The following is a 15847-nucleotide window of genomic DNA, read 5'->3' on the forward strand; positions in this document are numbered from 1 at the left end:
ACCTGCGTCTCAAGCAGCGCCTAGGTTGTTTGGAAAGTATTAGAGGACGCATATGGAACGTATCGCTGGCATTAACATTCCGCCGCACAAGCACGCGGAAATCGGTTTGACCTCCATTTTTGGTATCGGTCGCACCCGCGCTCGCAAGATCTGCGAAGCAACTGGTATCGCTTACTCCAAGAAGATCAAAGATCTGACGGACAGCGATCTGGAAAAAATTCGTGAGCAAATCGAACAGTTCACCATCGAAGGTGACCTGCGCCGCGAAACGACGATGAACATCAAGCGTTTGATGGACATCGGCTGCTATCGTGGCTTCCGCCACCGCCGCGGTCTGCCAATGCGTGGTCAGCGCACCCGTACCAATGCCCGCACCCGCAAGGGTCCGCGCAAGGGCGCAGCTGCACTGAAGAAATAAAGAGATTGAAAGATCATCATGGCTAAGTCTCCTGCCAATAACGCAGCCCAGCGCGTCCGCAAGAAGGTTCGCAAGAACGTTTCCGACGGCATTGCCCACGTGCACGCTTCGTTCAACAACACCATCATCACGATCACCGATCGCCAGGGCAATGCCCTGTCGTGGGCATCGTCCGGTGGCCAAGGTTTCAAGGGCTCGCGCAAGTCCACCCCGTTCGCTGCCCAGGTGGCATCGGAAGTGGCCGGCCGCGCTGCCATCGACCAAGGCATCAAGAACCTCGACGTCGAAATCAAGGGTCCTGGTCCTGGCCGTGAATCCTCGGTGCGCGCTCTGGGCGCACTGGGCATCCGCATCACGTCGATCTCCGACGTGACCCCGGTGCCCCACAACGGTTGCCGCCCTCAAAAGCGTCGCCGTATCTAATCTCTCTAAGCCCACCGCCGCCTGTGAACGCGCAAGCGCCTCAGGCGGCTCCCGCAATGGTTTGCGGTAGATGACACAAAGGAAGCTCAAGTGGCACGTTACCTCGGCCCCAAGGCCAAACTCTCCCGCCGTGAAGGCACGGACCTGTTCCTCAAGAGCGCACGCCGCTCGATCGCCGACAAGTCCAAGTTCGACTCCAAGCCGGGTCAGCACGGCCGTACCTCCGGTGCGCGCACGTCCGACTACGGCCTGCAACTGCGTGAAAAGCAGAAGGTCAAGCGCATGTACGGCGTGCTGGAAAAGCAATTCCGCCGCTACTTCGAAGCCGCTGACGGCAAGAAGGGCAACACCGGCGCCAACCTGCTGTTCCTCCTGGAATCGCGTCTGGACAATGTGGTGTACCGCATGGGTTTCGGCTCGACCCGCGCTGAAGCGCGTCAGCTGGTGTCCCACAAGGCGATCACCGTGAACGGCAAGTCCGTGAACATCGCGTCCTACCTCGTGAAGGCTGGCGACGTGGTGGCCGTGCGTGAAAAGTCCAAGAAGCAAGCGCGTATCGTCGAAGCCCTGCAACTGGCTGCCCAAGTCGGCATGCCTGCATGGGTGGAAGTGAATGCCGACAAGGCAGAAGGCATCTTCAAGAAGGCGCCTGACCGTGATGAGTTCGGTGCCGACATCAACGAATCGCTGATCGTTGAGTTGTACTCGCGCTAATCGGTCGAGTCAGTAATTCAAGAAAACCGTCCCTGAACCGCGAGGCATCGCGGTTTAGGCGCTTCACCAGCCTTACCGGTGTAACGAGCTGGGGGTATTGAGAGGAAGTCTGAATGCAAACCAATTTGCTGAAACCCAAGGCTATCAATGTCGAGCAGCTTGGCCACAACCGTGCCAAGGTCGCGCTGGAGCCGTTCGAGCGTGGCTACGGCCACACGCTGGGCAACGCCATCCGGCGCGTCCTGCTCTCGTCCATGGTGGGTTACGCAGCGACGGAAGTCACCATTGCAGGCGTTCTGCACGAGTACTCGTCCATCGATGGCGTTCAGGAAGATGTGGTCAACATCCTCTTGAACCTCAAGGGCGTGGTGTTCAAGCTGCACAACCGCGATGAAGTCACGCTGAGCCTGCGCAAGGACGGCGAGGGCGTCGTGACGGCCCGTGATATCCAGACCCCCCACGACGTCGAAATCGTGAACCCTGACCATGTCATCGCCAACCTGTCGCAAGGCGGCAAGCTGGACATGCAGATCAAGGTGGAAAAGGGCCGTGGCTACGTTCCTGGCAGCCTGCGCCGCTATGCGGACGAGTCGACCAAGTCGATCGGCCGCATCGTGCTGGATGCTTCGTTCTCGCCCGTCAAGCGCGTGAGCTACACCGTGGAAAGCGCTCGCGTGGAGCAGCGTACCGACCTGGACAAGCTGGTCGTCGAGATCGAAACCAATGGTGCCATCACTGCCGAAGACGCAGTGCGCGCATCGGCCAAGATCCTGGTGGAACAGCTGGCTGTGTTCGCACAGCTGGAAGGTGGCGAGCTGGCTGCGTTCGACGCACCTGCAGGCCCACGCGGCAATGCCACGTTCGATCCGATCCTGCTGCGCCCTGTGGACGAGCTGGAACTGACCGTGCGTTCTGCCAACTGCCTGAAGGCCGAGAACATCTACTACATCGGTGACCTGATCCAGCGCACCGAGAACGAGCTGCTCAAGACGCCTAACCTGGGTCGCAAGTCGCTGAACGAAATCAAGGAAGTGCTGGCCTCCCGCGGCCTGACGCTCGGCATGAAGCTTGAGAACTGGCCACCAGCCGGTCTGGACAAGCGCTGATCAGCCGCTATAATCCTGGGTTCCCCGAACAGGGGAGCCCGGTTTCCAAGTCCTCCGCAAGGGGGACTTTTTGTTCCCTGACAGGCAAGAGGCCAAGCGGCTGAACTGCCAAAAAGGGAACAGTGCCTCGGGAAGTACCTGACACGGCTGCCCGATTTAATTACATAGACAGTAGAAGGAAAGCACCATGCGCCACGGACACGGACTCCGCAAACTCAATCGCACCAGCTCGCACCGCCTTGCGATGCTGCAGAACATGATGAACTCGATCATCGAGCACGAGGCCATCAAGACCACGGTGCCCAAGGCCAAGGAACTGCGCCGCGTGATCGAGCCCATGATCACCCTGGCCAAGGTCGACACCGTCGCCAACCGCCGCCTGGCGTTCAACCGCCTGCGCGACCGTGACAGCGTCACCAAGCTGTTCAACGAACTGGGCCCCCGCTTCAATGCGCGTCCCGGTGGCTACACCCGCATTCTGAAGATGGGCTTCCGCGTGGGCGACAATGCGCCCATGGCCCTGGTCGAATTGGTCGACCGCGCAGCAGAAACCGAAAATAATTCGGCAGCAGCTGAATAATAGGGTATAATTTATTTCTTACCGCGCGATGGAGCAGTCTGGTAGCTCGTTGGGCTCATAACCCAAAGGTCGGAGGTTCAAATCCTTCTCGCGCAACCAAATATTGGCTGATTCAGTCAGTCAAAGCAAAACGCCCACAGCAATGTGGGCGTTTTTGTTTTTGGGCTTGCTATCGGTGCCCGGTTGGCTGCGCAACGTTGGCGCAGGAAGTGCCTGGCTGCTGACCTGGCTTGAGCGATTCCTTCCTGGCTGACGGTGTAGCGGGTAGTTGGGTAGTTGGTTGGCTGACTGGCTGACTGTGCGGTCAATTGTTGGGTTGGCCGCGCCTGCAAGCCACACCCAGCCTCGCGGGTCGCTGAGATACGTCGCGGCCACCTTGTGTGGTCTACATGCGGTACGGCGCCGTAGCTTGGCAGCGCTGCCAAGCTAACCAAGACGGTGTTTCCGACCTGCGTACGGGTCCCAGCGACGCGCCCACCAGCATTTCATTTCCCAAACAGATCTGCCTTCGCCGCCTTGGTGATGGCCGCCACGCAGGGGTGCGTGATGCGCCGCTCCACCGAAATCGCAAAGAATTCCTCCACCAGTTCGCTCGATCGGCCGATCACCTCGACGCCGAATTGCGCCGTGGTCTCGTCGTCCAGCACGGTGGGGGAGGTGAACACGCCACGGCCTTCGCGGCCGAACGCGTTCATGAGGGCGCTGTCGTCGAACTCGCCCACCAGGCGCGGCTGCAGCTGGTATTTGTTGAACCAGTGGTCCAGCTGCTGGCGCACCGAGGACATGGGGCCCTGGATCAGCATGGGCGCGCCTTGCAGGCACTGAGGGAAGTCGCCCTGCAGCTCAGCACGCAGCCCGGGGGCGCACAGAAAGCTCATGCCACTGGTGCCCAGCGGGTGGTTGAACGCCTTCACGCCGATCTTCCTGGACACGGGCTCGTCGGCCAGTACGAGGTCGAGCTTGTGCAGGCTCAACTGGGCGATCAGCTCCGGGAACTTGCCCTCCTGGCAGGTCATGTGCACCTGCTGCGGCATGCCGAGCGCCGGCTCCAGCAGGTGATAAGCCACCGACTTGGCGATGGAGTCGGCCACGCCCACCCGAAACTCCAGCGGCTTGGCCTGGCCGCGGGACAGTCGCACCGATTTTTCCAGCTCGTCGCCCAGTGCAAAGATCTGCTCGGCGTAGCCCAGCGCCACGCGCCCTTCGCTGGTGAGCTCCAGTCCGCGGCCACGCTTGCGGAACAGGTCGTGCCCCAGCCATTCCTCCAGCTGCTTGATCTGCCCCGATAGCGTCTGCGGGGTGGTGTGCAGCTGCTCGCCGGCGCGCATCACACCGCCCGCCTTGGCCACCGTCCAGAAGTAGCGCAGGTGCTTGAAGTTCATGTGGCGTCCTATGCTTCGAAAAAACCGATGTATTTGAATCGATAAAACGAATATACGCGAAGTGTCAAACTGTCTACATTGAACGCTTGGCCCCATTCCGTGGCGACTGCCCGGCTTGGAACTGTCGTGTTCACACAAGGAGTACAACGATGCGAATCACTACCCGAGGACAACTTGCGGTGTCGGCGATGACCGACCTCGCGCTGCGCCAGAAGATTCGCCCGGTGGCGCTGTCGACGATCAGCGCCCGCCAGGGCACCTCGCTGTCGTACCTGGAGCAACTGTTCAGCGCCCTGCGCCGCGCGGGGCTGGTGGACAGCACGCGCGGTCCCGGTGGCGGCTACACGCTGGCCCGGCGCGCCGACCAGGTGTCCGTGGCCGAGATCATCCTGGCGGTCGAGAACCTCAAGGCCGATGACCTGCAGAACCTCGGTGCCGGCCAGGCGGCGCAGGTGAAGTCGATGACGGGCGACCTGTGGTCCACCTTCAACGCACGGGTGATGGACTATCTGCAGTCCGTGACCTTGCAGGACCTGGTGGCCCAGCAGATTGAAAAGGGTGTGGTGGCGGAAGAGGCCGCAGCCCCCGCGGCCGCTCCCCGCCCCAAGCTGAGTGCCAAGCCGCGCCCGCTGATGGCACGGGTGGGTGTGCCCAACTCGGTGTTCGCGCTCGGGACCATCCCGCTGCTGCAGCGCCGCTGACCTCACGGCCCTGTCGGCAATGCAGCCTGACGGCGTGCGCCGTCAGCAGGGCATGCGGGCAGGGGAGGGGCCCCCAAGGCTGGCAGGGCGTCGAGGCAGCAGGCAGCTGCTGCCGGGACGGCCGTGCCCGCCGGAAGGCAGTTGCAGTACCCCTGGGGAGTGCCGCGCCGTGCGCAGCGTGGTGCCCGCGCTGGCCCCTGCGAGCGCCAGCAAGCGCCAACGAGCGCCAACGAGCGCCGAGCGGTGCGAAGGACGCGCGGGCGGCAAAGAGGGGATTGGGAGCGCTGACGCGCAGGACGTGCCGGCAGCACGCTCCCGGCCGGGGCAGCGTGCGACTCAGGCCGCGTAGACCTCGTCCAGCGACCGGAACCCCTTCATCTCGATGGGATTGCCGCTGGGGTCGTGAAAGAACATCGTCCACTGCTCGCCGGGCTGGCCTTCGAACCGCACCTGGGGCGCCAACGTGAAGGCGGTGCCTGCGGCCTTCAGCCGGCCGGCCAGCGCATGCCAGTCGGGCAGCTCAAGGATGGCGCCGAAGTGCGGCATGGGCACCAGGTGGTCGCCCACATGGCCGGTGCGCGCGCTGGTGAACGGCTCGCCCAGGTGCAGGGAGATCTGGTGCCCGAAGAAATCGAAGTCCACCCAGGTGTCGGTGCTTCGGCCTTCCTGGCACCCCAGCACACCACCGTAAAAGCGGCGTGCGGCGTCGAGGTCGGTGACGTGAAAAGCAAGATGAAAAAGGCTGCGCATGACGGCAGGATAGCAGCGCGGCAGCACAGGGAGCGGACACAGCGGCGCACCGGCACGGCCTGATCCGGCTGCTTCTCGGCGCCCCAACTGGTCCGGGCCTGCGCGGGGCACCGCAGTTCGCCTCCTGCGACCCACCGCGTGCCACGGCATGCCACCACGCCACAATGCTCCATCTTCCCCACCGCACTTTGCTGCGCCCACTGCCATGCCCAACGCATCGCCCGACTATCAGCGTTATGAAACCCTGCGCATCACGCGCCGCGGCCAGGACGGCGCCGTGCTGGACATTCAAATGCGTGCGCTCAATGGCAAGCTGCCCACCGCAGGGCATGTGGGCCACCGGGAGCTGTGCGAGATCTGGCGCGATGTGAACGACGACGACAGCGTGCGCTGCGCGGTTTTGCGTGGCGAGGGCGCGGGCTTTTCGGGCGGCGGCGACCTGGCCATGGTGCAGGACATGACCGAGGACTTCGGGGTGCGCTGCCGCATCTGGAAGGAGGCGCGCGACCTCGTCTACAACATCGTGCACTGCGACAAGCCCATCGTCTCGGCCATCCACGGGCCTGCCGTGGGCGCGGGCCTGGTGGCAGGCCTGCTGGCCGATATCTCCATCGCGGCCAAGGGCGCGAAGATCGTGGACGGCCACACCCGCCTGGGCGTGGCGGCCGGCGACCATGCGGCCATCGTGTGGCCCCTGCTGTGCAGCATGGCCAAGGCCAAGTACTACCTGCTGCTGTGCGACCCGGTGAGCGGCGAGGAGGCCGAGCGCATCGGCCTCGTCTCGCTGGCCGTGGACGAGCCCGACCTGCTGCCGCGCGCCTACGAGGTGGCCGGCCGCCTGGCCGCGGGCTCGCAGACCGCCATCCGCTGGACCAAGCACGCGCTCAACCAGTGGCTGCGCCAGGCGGGCCCGATGTTCGAAACCTCGCTGGCCCTGGAGTTCATGGGCTTCGGCGGCCCCGACGCCCGCGAAGGCGTCACTGCCCTGCGCGAAAAGCGCGCTCCCAAGTTCTGACCCACCAGCTGCGCGCGGCGCCCGGTGCCCGCGCCCCTGCCGTCCCGTCCGCCCCATTGCGCGGGCCCCGTGAGACTGGCGCACCCCATGCAGTGCCACCGTGGAGCCGGCTTTGCCGGGCCATCGGTGGCGTCCCCCTCGGGGGGAAGCCGCGCAGCGGCTCAGGGGGCTTCACTTCCTCGCGAGCATCTCCGCCGTGTTGGTCTTGCGATCGGCGTTGACGCGCTGCACGTGCGGGCGCTCGGCCATGCGGGTGAGGTACTCGCGCACCGGCAGGTCGGCCAGGTAGTCGCGGCCGTAGATGATCTTGGTGGCCGAGCTCACCAGCGGCAGGTGCACGATGGCGGCGCAGTCGGCCAGGGTGAAGGTGTCGCCGCCCACGTAGGGGCTGAACTGGGCCAGTTGGGCAAACGCGGCGATGTTCTTCGTGAGCTGCGCACCGACCTTTTCGCGCGCGGCCTCGCTCACCGTGCCGCCGAAAAAAGCCTGCGGATACAGGTTGCGCGCCACCAGCTCCAGGTGCAGCTCCAGAAAGGTGATCAGCTCGCGCACCTTGGCAGCGGCCAGCGGGTCGGCCGGGATCAGCGGGTGTTCGGGGTGGGCCGACTCGATGTAGTCTGCGATCACCGCCGATTCGCACAGCGTGCCGTGCGGCGTGCGCAGGTAGGGCACCTTGCCCAGGGGCGATGCGCTGCGGTCGGTCTCGCCGACCCAGGCCAGCTCCTCGGTGAAGGGCAGGCCTTTTTCGAGCAGGGCGAGTTTGACCTTGTTGTAGTAGTTGCTGGCCGAAAAGCCGCAGAGCGTGAGCATGGTGGTGTCTCCGTTGTTGTCGTTGAAAGGGGCGGTGCAGGCAGGCGCCAGGCCGGATCGTAGGCCCCGCCCGCCAGGGCGCCCGTCGCCCAGATGACCCCCGTCAAGGCCGCGGCAGGTGCGGCATCTACAATCGGGCCTCCATGGTGCCGTCCCTGCAAACCCTCCGCAGCCTTCGCTGGCTCGCCCGCTGTGTGCTGGCGTGGTTTGTGGTGTCCATCGGGGTGGCGGTGGCGTCGCCGCTGGTCAGCCCGCAGGCCATGGAGCTGATCTGCTCGGGCTCGGGCGCGATCAAGCTGCTGGTCAAGACCGACGACGGCGTGCAGGAAGTGACGAGCCACGCGCTCGACTGCCCGCTGTGCGCCCATGTCGGTGCACCGCCGCCCGCCACGCAGGCCCCGCTGCCGGTCGTTCATCCTCTGGCGCACGCCCTGCGCCCCATCCCCGCCGCGCACATCGCTGCGCGCACCGCCGCGCCGCTGCCGCCGCGCGGGCCGCCTGCATTCTCCTGATTTGCTATTGATTCAATAGCTGCTGGCGCTTGTCCATCAAGCGGTAGCAGCCTTTTTGGCTTGTATTTCAGGAGTTTCCATGCGCAAAAGCCGCAGGGTGCTGGCCGTGGCCGGTGCCTTTCCTCTCGCCCTGTTCGGGGCTGCGCCCGCGCAGGCCCAGGCCGCCGACGGCGCGCCCGTCAAGGAGTTGGGCGTCGTCACCATCACCGGCGGCCAGCCCACTTCGCTGCCCACGCAGATCCCCACCACCATCGAAGGCGTGACGCGCGAGCAGATCGAGCATTCGATCAACGCCACCGACAGCGAAGACGCGCTCAAGTACCTGCCCAGCCTGCTGGTGCGCAAGCGCTACATCGGCGACTACAACCACGCCGTGCTGTCCACGCGCGCCTCGGGCACGGGCAACCCGGCGCGGTCGATGGTGTTTGCCGACGGCATCCTGCTCAGCAACTACCTGGGCAACGGCCCCACCAACGCGCCGCGCTGGATGCTGGTCACGCCCGAGGAGATCGAGCGCGTGGACGTGCTCTACGGCCCGTTTTCCGCCGCGTATGCCGGCAACTCGGTGGGCGCGGTGGTGGACTACGTGACCCGCATGCCCACCCGGTTCGAGGCGCACGGCAAGGTCAGCGTGCAGCACCAGCCGTTCGACCTGTACAACACCAGTGCCAGCTACGGCGGCCAGCAGGCCAGTGCCTCGGTGGGCAACAAGAACGGCGACTGGTCGTGGTTCCTCAACTTCAGCAAGACCGACAGCGAAGGCCAGCCGCTCACCTTCCCCACGCGCCTGGTCTCTGCAGGCGCGCCGGGCAATGCGGGCACACCGGTCACCGGCGCCGTATCGGGCAACAACCGCAGCAACCAGCCGTGGTACCTGCTGGGCACCGCCACGCAGTACCGCACGCAGCAGGACCACATCAAGGCCAAGCTCGCCTACGACCTCTCGCCCACGGTGCGCGCGGCCTACACCTTCGGCTGGTGGCACAACGAGTCCGAAGGCCGCCCCGCCAGCTACCTGCGCGATGCAGGCGGCAACGCGGTCTACAGCGGCAGCGTGAACATCAACGGCCGCTCGTTCATGCTCATGCCGACCGACTTCAACGTGTCCAACGAGGCGCTCACGCACTTCATGCACGGCCTGTCGGTCAAGAGCCGCACGCAGGGCGTGTTCGACTGGGAGGTCGCCGCCAGCCGCTACGACTACCACCAGGACACGCTGCGCGCAGCCACCGTGGCCCTGCCCGCCGCACTGAAAGGCGGCGCGGGCCGCATCGTCGACGGCAAGGGCACCGGCTGGACCACGCTGGCCGCCAAGGGCACGTGGCGGCCCGACGGCGTGCAGGGCGCGCACATCGTGGACTTCGGCCTGCAGCGCGACAGCTACCAGCTGCGCAGCGTCGAGAACGCGACCACGGACTGGATCAGCGGCACCGCCGGTGCGCGCAACCAGGCGTTCAACGGCGACACGCAGCTGATCGGCCTGTGGGCGCAGGACACCTGGAAGATCGCGCCCCGGTGGAAGGCCGTGCTGGGCGCGCGCGCCGAGCGCTGGAGCGCCAGCCACGGGCAGACGGCCAATGCCAGCACGGTGCTGGGCCACCCCGAGCGCACCGAGAACTACCTCTCGCCCAAGGCCGCCGTGGCCTACCAGGCCAGCGCGCAGTGGGTGCTCAAGGCCTCCACCGGCCGCGCGGTGCGCATGCCCACGGTGTCCGAGCTCTACCAGGGCGGCATCAGCGGCAGCGGGGTGCTGGTCAACAACGACCCGAACCTCAGGCCCGAAAAGTCCTGGACCACCGAGCTGACCGCCGAGCGCGACCTGGCCGGCTGGGGCGGCGAGGGCCTGCTGCGCCTCACCGCGTTCTTCGAGCGCACGCGCGACGCGCTGTACTCGCAGACCAACGTGCTCGTCACCCCCAACGTGACCAACGTGCAGAACGTGGACGCCATCCGCACCAAAGGCCTGGAAGCGTCCTACCAGGCCGCCAACGTGTTCGTGCGCGGGCTGGACATCGGCAGCAGCCTGACCTGGACCGACTCGAAGATCACCCGCAACGACAAGTTCCCGGCCAGCGTCGGCAAGTGGCAACCGCGCATCCCCGCGTGGCGCGCCAGTGCCGTGGCCACCTACCGGCCGGACGCCACCTGGTCCTACACCCTGGGCGCGCGCTACAGCGGCAAGCAGTACGGCACGCTGGACAACACCGACACCAACGGCTTTGCCTACCAGGGCACGAGCCGCTACTTCACCACCGATGTGCGCGTGCGCTACCAGGTCAGCCAGCAGGTGAGCGTGGCGGTGGGCATCGACAACCTCAACAACTACCGCTACTGGAATTTCCATCCATATCCGCAGCGGACGTACATGGCTGAACTGAAGGTCACCCCCTGAGAAAGAAAGGTTACGGAAATGAATGTGAATACTATGAAAAAGATAGCTGCTGGCGCTTTATGGATCAGCGGTAGCGCCCTTTTTGCGCCTGCATCCGCCCACGTGGTGCTCGAATACCAGGTGGCCCCGGCCGCCAGCAGCTACAAGGCGACCTTCAAGGTGGGCCATGGCTGCGGCGCGGCGCCCACGCGGCAGATCGTGGTGGACATTCCGGCCGGCATGCGCAGCGCGCGGCCCATGCCCAAGCCGGGCTGGGCGCTGGACGTGCAGCGCGACAAGCTGGCCCAGCCCTACACCAGCCACGGCCGCAGCGTCACCGAAGACGTGGTGCGCATCACCTGGACCGCCAAGACGCCGGACGACGTGCTGCCAAGCGCGCACTACGACGAGTTCGTGCTGGTCGCCACCACGCCCGAGCAGGCGGGCACCGTGTACTGGCCCGTGCGCCAGGTCTGCACCGAAGGCCGCAGCGACTGGACCGAGGTGCCAAAGCCCGGCCAGAAGCTGTCGGACCTGAAGTCCCCTGCGGCCGCACTGGAGATTCTTCCCGGCGGCAGCGCGGGTGGCCACAATCACTGACAGTGGCCGCGTTCCTCATCTTTGCCTCTAGCTATCTCTTTTCTTGCCACGCCGCACCGTGCGTGGCGCTGCACCTTTTCTGAACTGAAGGACAACACACCATGACATCCACACGCTTTCACACCGCCGCCCGCGCCTGCATCCTGGCTGCCACGCTCGCTGGCGCCCATGCCTGGGCGCAGACCGCTGCCGCCGTCAAGGTCGAGGGTGCCTGGGCCCGCGCCAGCGTGCAGGGCCAAAAGGGCACCGGCGCCTTCATGCAGCTGACCGCCAAGGACGGCGCCCGCCTGGTGCGCGCCGAGTCGCCGGCCGCGGGCGTGACCGAAGTGCACGAGATGAAGATGGAGGGCGACGTGATGAAGATGCGCGCCGTCCCGTCGCTCGACCTGCCCGCAGGCAAGACGGTGGAGCTCAAGCCCGGCGGCTACCACGTCATGCTGCTCGACCTGAAGGCCCCGCTGGCCAAGGACAGCACCGTGCCCATCACCCTGGTGTTCCAGGACGCCAAGGGCGCTGAAAGCCAGCTGAACCTGAGCGTGCCCGTGGGCACGTCGGCACCGGGCGCCGCGCCTGCGGCACACGGGCACAAGCACTGACCGGCGCAACGCACCGCGGCCGCCCATCGTGTGGCGGCTTCAGGCCGCGCACGCGGCGCGATAGCCCGGCGCGCCACCCGGAAAAGACCGTACGCCCGCAGGGCAGGCATTGGAGTAAGCTGTGCCTCCACCACAGAATCACCCAGTCCCCACCTCTTGCGGAGCGGCCATGAGCGACACATCCAACTTCGGTTTCGGCAAATTCGTCCCCGGTTTCGACTTTCTGCAAAGCCTGGCCAAGGGCGCGTCGAGCAGCATTCCCCAACTGCCCAACCTCTCCAACTGGGTGGCCCCCACCATCAGCGTGGAAGAGCTGGAAAAGCGCATCGATGAACTCAAGGCGGTGCAGTTCTGGCTGGAGCAGAACTCGCGCGCGCTGGCCGCCACCATCCAGGCGCTGGAAGTGCAGAAGATGACCCTGGCCACGCTCAAGGGCATGAACTTCAGCATGGGCGACGTGGCCAATGCCTTCAAGCTCAAGACCGCCGACACCGTGATGAGCGGCGTGCAGAAGGCCGCCGGCACCGTGAGCGGCGCAGCCGACGCCGTGGTAGGTGCCGCAGCCCGCGTGGCCAGCCGTGCTGCCGAAGCGCAGGCCGATGACGCCGAAGAAGCCCAAGAGGAAGACGACGCCCCCGCCGCGGCCTCCAAGTCCAAGGCTGGCAAGGCTGACAAAGCCAAGGCCGCAAGCGCCGAGCCCAATGTGGTCGACCCCATGCAATGGTGGGGCGCGCTCACCAGCCAGTTCCAGCAGATCGCCACCAACGCGATGAAGGATGCGGCCAAGCAGACCGCCATCGACACCACCAAGAACATGGCCACCGGCCTGGCCAAGGAGGCGTTCAAGACGGCCTCCGGCATGGCCAGCCAGTTCGCCGCCAAGGGCATGCAGACGGTGCAGGGCACTGGCAAGCGCGCCCCCGCGTCCAGCGCCGCCAAGAAAGCCGCGCCGGCTGCTGCCAAGAAGCCCGCACCCCGCAAGGCCGCTGCCAAGCCCGCCGCCAAGAAATCCACCGCCCGCGCCAGCGCCTCGCCGCGCAAGCGCGCGGGCTGACGGGGCCGGGCGCGGCGGGTGCAACGAACCCGCTCGCCGGCTGGCCTGCCCCCAGAGAGACCATGATGAAACTATTTCCCTCCGGCCATGCCACACACCCGCAGTGGCGCATGGCCGCCGCGCTGGTGCTGGCCCAGCTGCGCGCCCAGATGGCGCTGCCCGGCTACGCGCCAGCGCCCACGCTGGGCCTGCTGTACATCACCGACCACTACGCCGACGAGGCGCAGGCGCTGCTCGACTACCTGAGCGGCGAGCTGCCCGAGGTCACCGACTGGAGCGGCACGGTGGGCGTGGGCGTGTCGGCCAACAACGCCGAATACTTCGACGAGCCTGCGCTGTCGGTCATGCTGCTGGACGTGCCGGCAGACCAGTACCGCGTGTTCTCGGGCGTGGCGCCCCTGCCCACGCACCCGCCGCATGCGGCCGGCGGATTCACCGCGCACACGGCCCTGGTCCACGCCGACGGCCACACGCCCGAGCTGGCCGAGCTGATCCACGAGGTGGCCGAGCGCACCGACACGGGCTACCTCTTTGGCGGGCTGACTGCCAGCCGCAGCGCCAGCGTGCAGTTCGCGGTCGGCGGCAACGGCAACCTGGCGGGGCAGGGCGCGGCCACGGGCGTGTTCGACGGCGGCTTGTCGGGCGTGGCCTTCGGGCCCGGCGTGGCGCTGGTCTCGCGCGTCACCCAGGGCTGCCAGCCGGTGGGTGCGCTGCGCGCGGTCACTGCTGCGCAGGAGAACGTGGTGCTCGAGCTCGACGGCGAGCCCGCGCTCGACGTGCTGCTGGACACGCTGGAAGTCTCTCTGGAGGGCGACCCGCAGCCCGCGCTGCGCAAGGTGCGCGCCACGCTGGCCGGCCTGGTCAATGCGGGCGAGCAGCCGCAGGGCCAGCGCCGCACGGGCCACTTCGGCACCGACACGCGCGTGCGCCACATCGTGGGGCTCGACGGCTCGCGCCGGGGCGTGGCCCTGGCCGACCGCGTGGAGACGGGCATGCACCTGGCGTTCTGCCAGCGCAATGTGGCCGCCGCCCGCGCCGACCTCATGCGCATCTGCGCCGAGATCCGCGAAGAGCTGGAGCCCGAGGAACTGGAGCCGCTGCACGTGGTGTCGGACGCCGACAGCGACACGCAGCCCGCGTCGCTGGCGCCCAGCGCGGCCACGGGCCCGGCGCCCAAGCCCGGCCAGCGCATCTGCGGCGCCGTCTACGTGAGCTGCTCGGGCCGCGGCGGTCCGCATTTCGGCGGGCCCAGCGCCGAGCTGCAGATCGTGCGCCACGCGCTGGGCGACGTGCCGCTGGTGGGCTTTTTTGCCGGCGGCGAGATCGCGCACCACCACCTGTATGGCTACACCGGCGTGCTGACGGTGTTCGTGGGGGACTAGGGCGGAAGGCACGCCGGGCGCAGGCTCCGCAGGCCCCAAAGAAAAAGGCGACCCTCGGGTCGCCTTCGCCATGGCTACGCGCTGCGGCGCATCAACCCGCCGGCAGGCCTTCGGGTTCGTCCCGCTCTTCGTCGGTGAGCTTGGTGGCCAGGATCTTGTCGATGGTCTTGCCGTCCATGTCCACCACCTCGAGCTTCCAGTTCTCCCACTGCACCGTGTCGGTCACCTTGGGCAGGCGGCCCGTGAGCAGCATGATCATGCCGCTCAGCGTGTGGTAGCGGCCGCGCTCTTCTTCGGGCACGGTGTCCAGGTTCAGGCGGTCCTTGAGCTCGGGCACGGGGATGTGGCCGTCCAGCAGCCAGCTGCCGTCGTCGCGCTGCAGCGCCCAGGACGTTTCCGGGTCGCGCGGCTGGAACTCGCCGGTGATGGCCTCGATCAGGTCCTGCAGCGTGACGATGCCCTGCACCTCGCCGTACTCGTCGATCACGAACGCCATGTGCACGTCCTGCAGCCGGAAGTTGTCCAGCAGCTCCATGCCGGTGATGGTCTCGGGCACGTACAGCGCCGTCTGCAGCGGCTGGTCGGCCAGGCTCTGCTGGCGGTCGCGCAGCGCGCGCGACAGCCACTGGCGCGCGTTGATCACGCCCACGATGTTGTCCATGCCGCCACGCACCACCGGGAAGCGCGCGTGGTCCGATTCCTCGATGCGCGCCAAGTTCTCCTCGAACGTCGCTTCGATGTCCAGGCACACCACATCGCCGCGCGGCAGCATCAGCGAGCCGATCTGGCGGTCGTCCAGCCGGAACACGTTGCGCACCATGGTGTGCTCGTGCGACTCGATCACACCGGCCGTCGTGCCTTCCACCAGCATGGCGTGGATCTCTTCCTCGGTCACCGGGCTGCCGCTGGTTTCCTTCACGCCCAACAGGCGCAGCAGCGTGCGCGTGGACGTGGACAGCAGCAACACGAACGGCTTGGTCGCCAGCGCCAGGAAGTTGATGGGCCGCGCCACCAGGCGGGCAAAGGTCTCGGGGTAAGACTGGCCGATGCGCTTGGGCACCAGTTCACCCACCACGATCGAGAAGTACGTGATCAGCACCACCACCAGGCCGGTGGCGGCATAGTTGCCGTAGGGCTGGGGCATGCCCAGCGAATACAGCCACGACGCCAGCGGCGCGGCCAGCGCGGCCTCGCCCACGATACCGTTGAGCACGCCGATGGACGTGATGCCGATCTGGATGGTGGAGAGAAAACGCGTGGGGTCTTCACCCAGCTTCACGGCGGCGGCGGCGCCGCTATCGCCCTCGTCTATCAGCTTTTGCAGCCGGGCCTTGCGTGCGGTGACCAGGGCGATCTCCGACATGGCAAACAGGCCGTTGAGAAAGATGAGGGCGAACAGTATTGCTATTTCCATACAAAGGGCGCCTTGCGCG

At 66.4% G+C, this 15847-nt stretch carries 17 protein-coding genes and 1 tRNA gene; 14 read left to right on the plus strand and 4 right to left on the minus strand.

Annotated features, from left to right (window positions below; all coding sequences use genetic code 11):
• The first annotated feature begins 52 nt into the window (after nt 1-52).
• From rpsM to ACIGHN_RS14355, 6 genes are all read left to right on the plus strand, one after another.
• Nucleotides 53-418, plus strand: a complete 366-nt coding sequence (rpsM, locus tag ACIGHN_RS14330) for a 30S ribosomal protein S13 (protein ID WP_396504933.1) — start codon at nt 53-55, stop codon at nt 416-418.
• Between the two features lie 18 nt (nt 419-436).
• Complete coding sequence (gene rpsK / locus ACIGHN_RS14335) at nt 437-841, plus strand: 30S ribosomal protein S11 (RefSeq protein ID WP_005793662.1); 405 nt, start codon at nt 437-439, stop codon at nt 839-841.
• 90 nt (nt 842-931) lie between these two features.
• The gene (rpsD, locus tag ACIGHN_RS14340) at nt 932-1555 is read left to right on the plus strand and encodes a 30S ribosomal protein S4 (protein WP_056420303.1); all 624 of its coding nucleotides are present in this window, start codon (nt 932-934) and stop codon (nt 1553-1555) included.
• Between the two features lie 113 nt (nt 1556-1668).
• Nucleotides 1669-2661 carry a DNA-directed RNA polymerase subunit alpha gene (locus ACIGHN_RS14345; protein ID WP_056420300.1) on the plus strand — a complete coding sequence of 331 codons (993 nt, stop codon included), beginning with the start codon at nt 1669-1671 and terminating at the stop codon, nt 2659-2661.
• A 187-nt stretch (nt 2662-2848) separates the two neighbouring features.
• The gene (gene rplQ, locus ACIGHN_RS14350; RefSeq protein WP_056420297.1) at nt 2849-3241 is read left to right on the plus strand and encodes a 50S ribosomal protein L17; all 393 of its coding nucleotides are present in this window, start codon (nt 2849-2851) and stop codon (nt 3239-3241) included.
• A gap of 22 nt (nt 3242-3263) precedes the next feature.
• Nucleotides 3264-3340 (plus strand) — tRNA-Met (locus tag ACIGHN_RS14355).
• 386 nt (nt 3341-3726) lie between these two features.
• Here ACIGHN_RS14355 and nhaR read toward each other — a convergent pair.
• Nucleotides 3727-4623, minus strand: coding sequence for a transcriptional activator NhaR (gene nhaR, locus ACIGHN_RS14360; RefSeq protein ID WP_396504934.1), 897 nt, complete (start codon nt 4621-4623; stop codon nt 3727-3729).
• Between the two features lie 149 nt (nt 4624-4772).
• Here nhaR and ACIGHN_RS14365 point away from each other — a divergent pair, with 149 nt between their 5' ends.
• Complete coding sequence (locus ACIGHN_RS14365; RefSeq protein ID WP_396504935.1) at nt 4773-5324, plus strand: Rrf2 family transcriptional regulator; 552 nt, start codon at nt 4773-4775, stop codon at nt 5322-5324.
• Nucleotides 5325-5660: 336 nt separating this feature from the next.
• On the opposite strand, the gene ACIGHN_RS14370 is transcribed toward ACIGHN_RS14365, so the two are convergent.
• Nucleotides 5661-6074 (minus strand): VOC family protein, encoded by a 414-nt coding sequence (locus tag ACIGHN_RS14370; protein ID WP_396504936.1) that lies wholly within the window; start codon nt 6072-6074, stop codon nt 5661-5663.
• Nucleotides 6075-6279: 205 nt separating this feature from the next.
• On the opposite strand from ACIGHN_RS14370, the gene ACIGHN_RS14375 reads away from it, so the two are divergent.
• Nucleotides 6280-7089, plus strand: coding sequence for an enoyl-CoA hydratase/isomerase family protein (locus ACIGHN_RS14375; protein ID WP_396504937.1), 810 nt, complete (start codon nt 6280-6282; stop codon nt 7087-7089).
• Nucleotides 7090-7260: 171 nt separating this feature from the next.
• Here ACIGHN_RS14375 and ACIGHN_RS14380 read toward each other — a convergent pair whose 3' ends face one another.
• On the minus strand, nt 7261-7899 hold the full coding sequence (locus tag ACIGHN_RS14380; RefSeq protein WP_056420627.1) for a glutathione S-transferase: 639 nt from the start codon (nt 7897-7899) through the stop codon (nt 7261-7263).
• A 143-nt stretch (nt 7900-8042) separates the two neighbouring features.
• On the opposite strand from ACIGHN_RS14380, the gene ACIGHN_RS14385 reads away from it, so the two are divergent.
• The 6 genes from ACIGHN_RS14385 to ACIGHN_RS14410 all read left to right on the plus strand — a co-directional run bounded on the left by ACIGHN_RS14385 (nt 8043) and on the right by ACIGHN_RS14410 (nt 14414).
• On the plus strand, nt 8043-8411 hold the full coding sequence (locus tag ACIGHN_RS14385; protein ID WP_200912461.1) for a DUF2946 family protein: 369 nt from the start codon (nt 8043-8045) through the stop codon (nt 8409-8411).
• A 79-nt stretch (nt 8412-8490) separates the two neighbouring features.
• Complete coding sequence (locus tag ACIGHN_RS14390) at nt 8491-10803, plus strand: TonB-dependent receptor (protein ID WP_396504938.1); 2313 nt, start codon at nt 8491-8493, stop codon at nt 10801-10803.
• 33 nt (nt 10804-10836) lie between these two features.
• Nucleotides 10837-11382, plus strand: coding sequence for a YcnI family protein (locus ACIGHN_RS14395; protein WP_396504939.1), 546 nt, complete (start codon nt 10837-10839; stop codon nt 11380-11382).
• Nucleotides 11383-11483: 101 nt separating this feature from the next.
• A complete protein-coding gene (locus ACIGHN_RS14400; protein WP_056420278.1) occupies nt 11484-11978 on the plus strand; it encodes a copper chaperone PCu(A)C in 495 nt (164 codons plus the stop codon).
• A 169-nt stretch (nt 11979-12147) separates the two neighbouring features.
• Nucleotides 12148-13032, plus strand: a complete 885-nt coding sequence (locus tag ACIGHN_RS14405) for a PhaM family polyhydroxyalkanoate granule multifunctional regulatory protein (protein WP_396504940.1) — start codon at nt 12148-12150, stop codon at nt 13030-13032.
• A gap of 65 nt (nt 13033-13097) precedes the next feature.
• Nucleotides 13098-14414, plus strand: coding sequence for an FIST N-terminal domain-containing protein (locus tag ACIGHN_RS14410; RefSeq protein ID WP_056420622.1), 1317 nt, complete (start codon nt 13098-13100; stop codon nt 14412-14414).
• A 91-nt stretch (nt 14415-14505) separates the two neighbouring features.
• Here ACIGHN_RS14410 and ACIGHN_RS14415 read toward each other — a convergent pair whose 3' ends face one another.
• A complete protein-coding gene (locus tag ACIGHN_RS14415) occupies nt 14506-15828 on the minus strand; it encodes a hemolysin family protein (RefSeq protein ID WP_056420272.1) in 1323 nt (440 codons plus the stop codon).
• Nucleotides 15829-15847: the final 19 nt, after the last annotated feature.

This window comes from Acidovorax sp. NPDC077693 (assembly GCF_044542805.1).
In the GTDB taxonomy this organism is placed as follows: domain Bacteria; phylum Pseudomonadota; class Gammaproteobacteria; order Burkholderiales; family Burkholderiaceae_C; genus Acidovorax.

Bases quoted from the DNA above. Each gene is read 5' to 3' on its own strand.
- rpsM (WP_396504933.1), top strand. From the start codon at position 53: ATGGAACGTATCGCTGGCATTAACATTCCGCCGCACAAGCACGCGGAA.
- rpsK (WP_005793662.1), top strand. From the start codon at position 437: ATGGCTAAGTCTCCTGCCAATAACGCAGCCCAGCGCGTCCGCAAGAAG.
- ACIGHN_RS14345 (WP_056420300.1), top strand. From the start codon at position 1,669: ATGCAAACCAATTTGCTGAAACCCAAGGCTATCAATGTCGAGCAGCTT.
- rplQ (WP_056420297.1), top strand. From the start codon at position 2,849: ATGCGCCACGGACACGGACTCCGCAAACTCAATCGCACCAGCTCGCAC.
- nhaR (WP_396504934.1), bottom strand. From the start codon at position 4,623: ATGAACTTCAAGCACCTGCGCTACTTCTGGACGGTGGCCAAGGCGGGC.
- ACIGHN_RS14365 (WP_396504935.1), top strand. From the start codon at position 4,773: ATGCGAATCACTACCCGAGGACAACTTGCGGTGTCGGCGATGACCGAC.
- ACIGHN_RS14370 (WP_396504936.1), bottom strand. From the start codon at position 6,074: ATGCGCAGCCTTTTTCATCTTGCTTTTCACGTCACCGACCTCGACGCC.
- ACIGHN_RS14375 (WP_396504937.1), top strand. From the start codon at position 6,280: ATGCCCAACGCATCGCCCGACTATCAGCGTTATGAAACCCTGCGCATC.
- ACIGHN_RS14380 (WP_056420627.1), bottom strand. From the start codon at position 7,899: ATGCTCACGCTCTGCGGCTTTTCGGCCAGCAACTACTACAACAAGGTC.
- ACIGHN_RS14385 (WP_200912461.1), top strand. From the start codon at position 8,043: ATGGTGCCGTCCCTGCAAACCCTCCGCAGCCTTCGCTGGCTCGCCCGC.
- ACIGHN_RS14390 (WP_396504938.1), top strand. From the start codon at position 8,491: ATGCGCAAAAGCCGCAGGGTGCTGGCCGTGGCCGGTGCCTTTCCTCTC.
- ACIGHN_RS14395 (WP_396504939.1), top strand. From the start codon at position 10,837: ATGAAAAAGATAGCTGCTGGCGCTTTATGGATCAGCGGTAGCGCCCTT.
- ACIGHN_RS14400 (WP_056420278.1), top strand. From the start codon at position 11,484: ATGACATCCACACGCTTTCACACCGCCGCCCGCGCCTGCATCCTGGCT.
- ACIGHN_RS14405 (WP_396504940.1), top strand. From the start codon at position 12,148: ATGAGCGACACATCCAACTTCGGTTTCGGCAAATTCGTCCCCGGTTTC.
- ACIGHN_RS14410 (WP_056420622.1), top strand. From the start codon at position 13,098: ATGAAACTATTTCCCTCCGGCCATGCCACACACCCGCAGTGGCGCATG.
- ACIGHN_RS14415 (WP_056420272.1), bottom strand. From the start codon at position 15,828: ATGGAAATAGCAATACTGTTCGCCCTCATCTTTCTCAACGGCCTGTTT.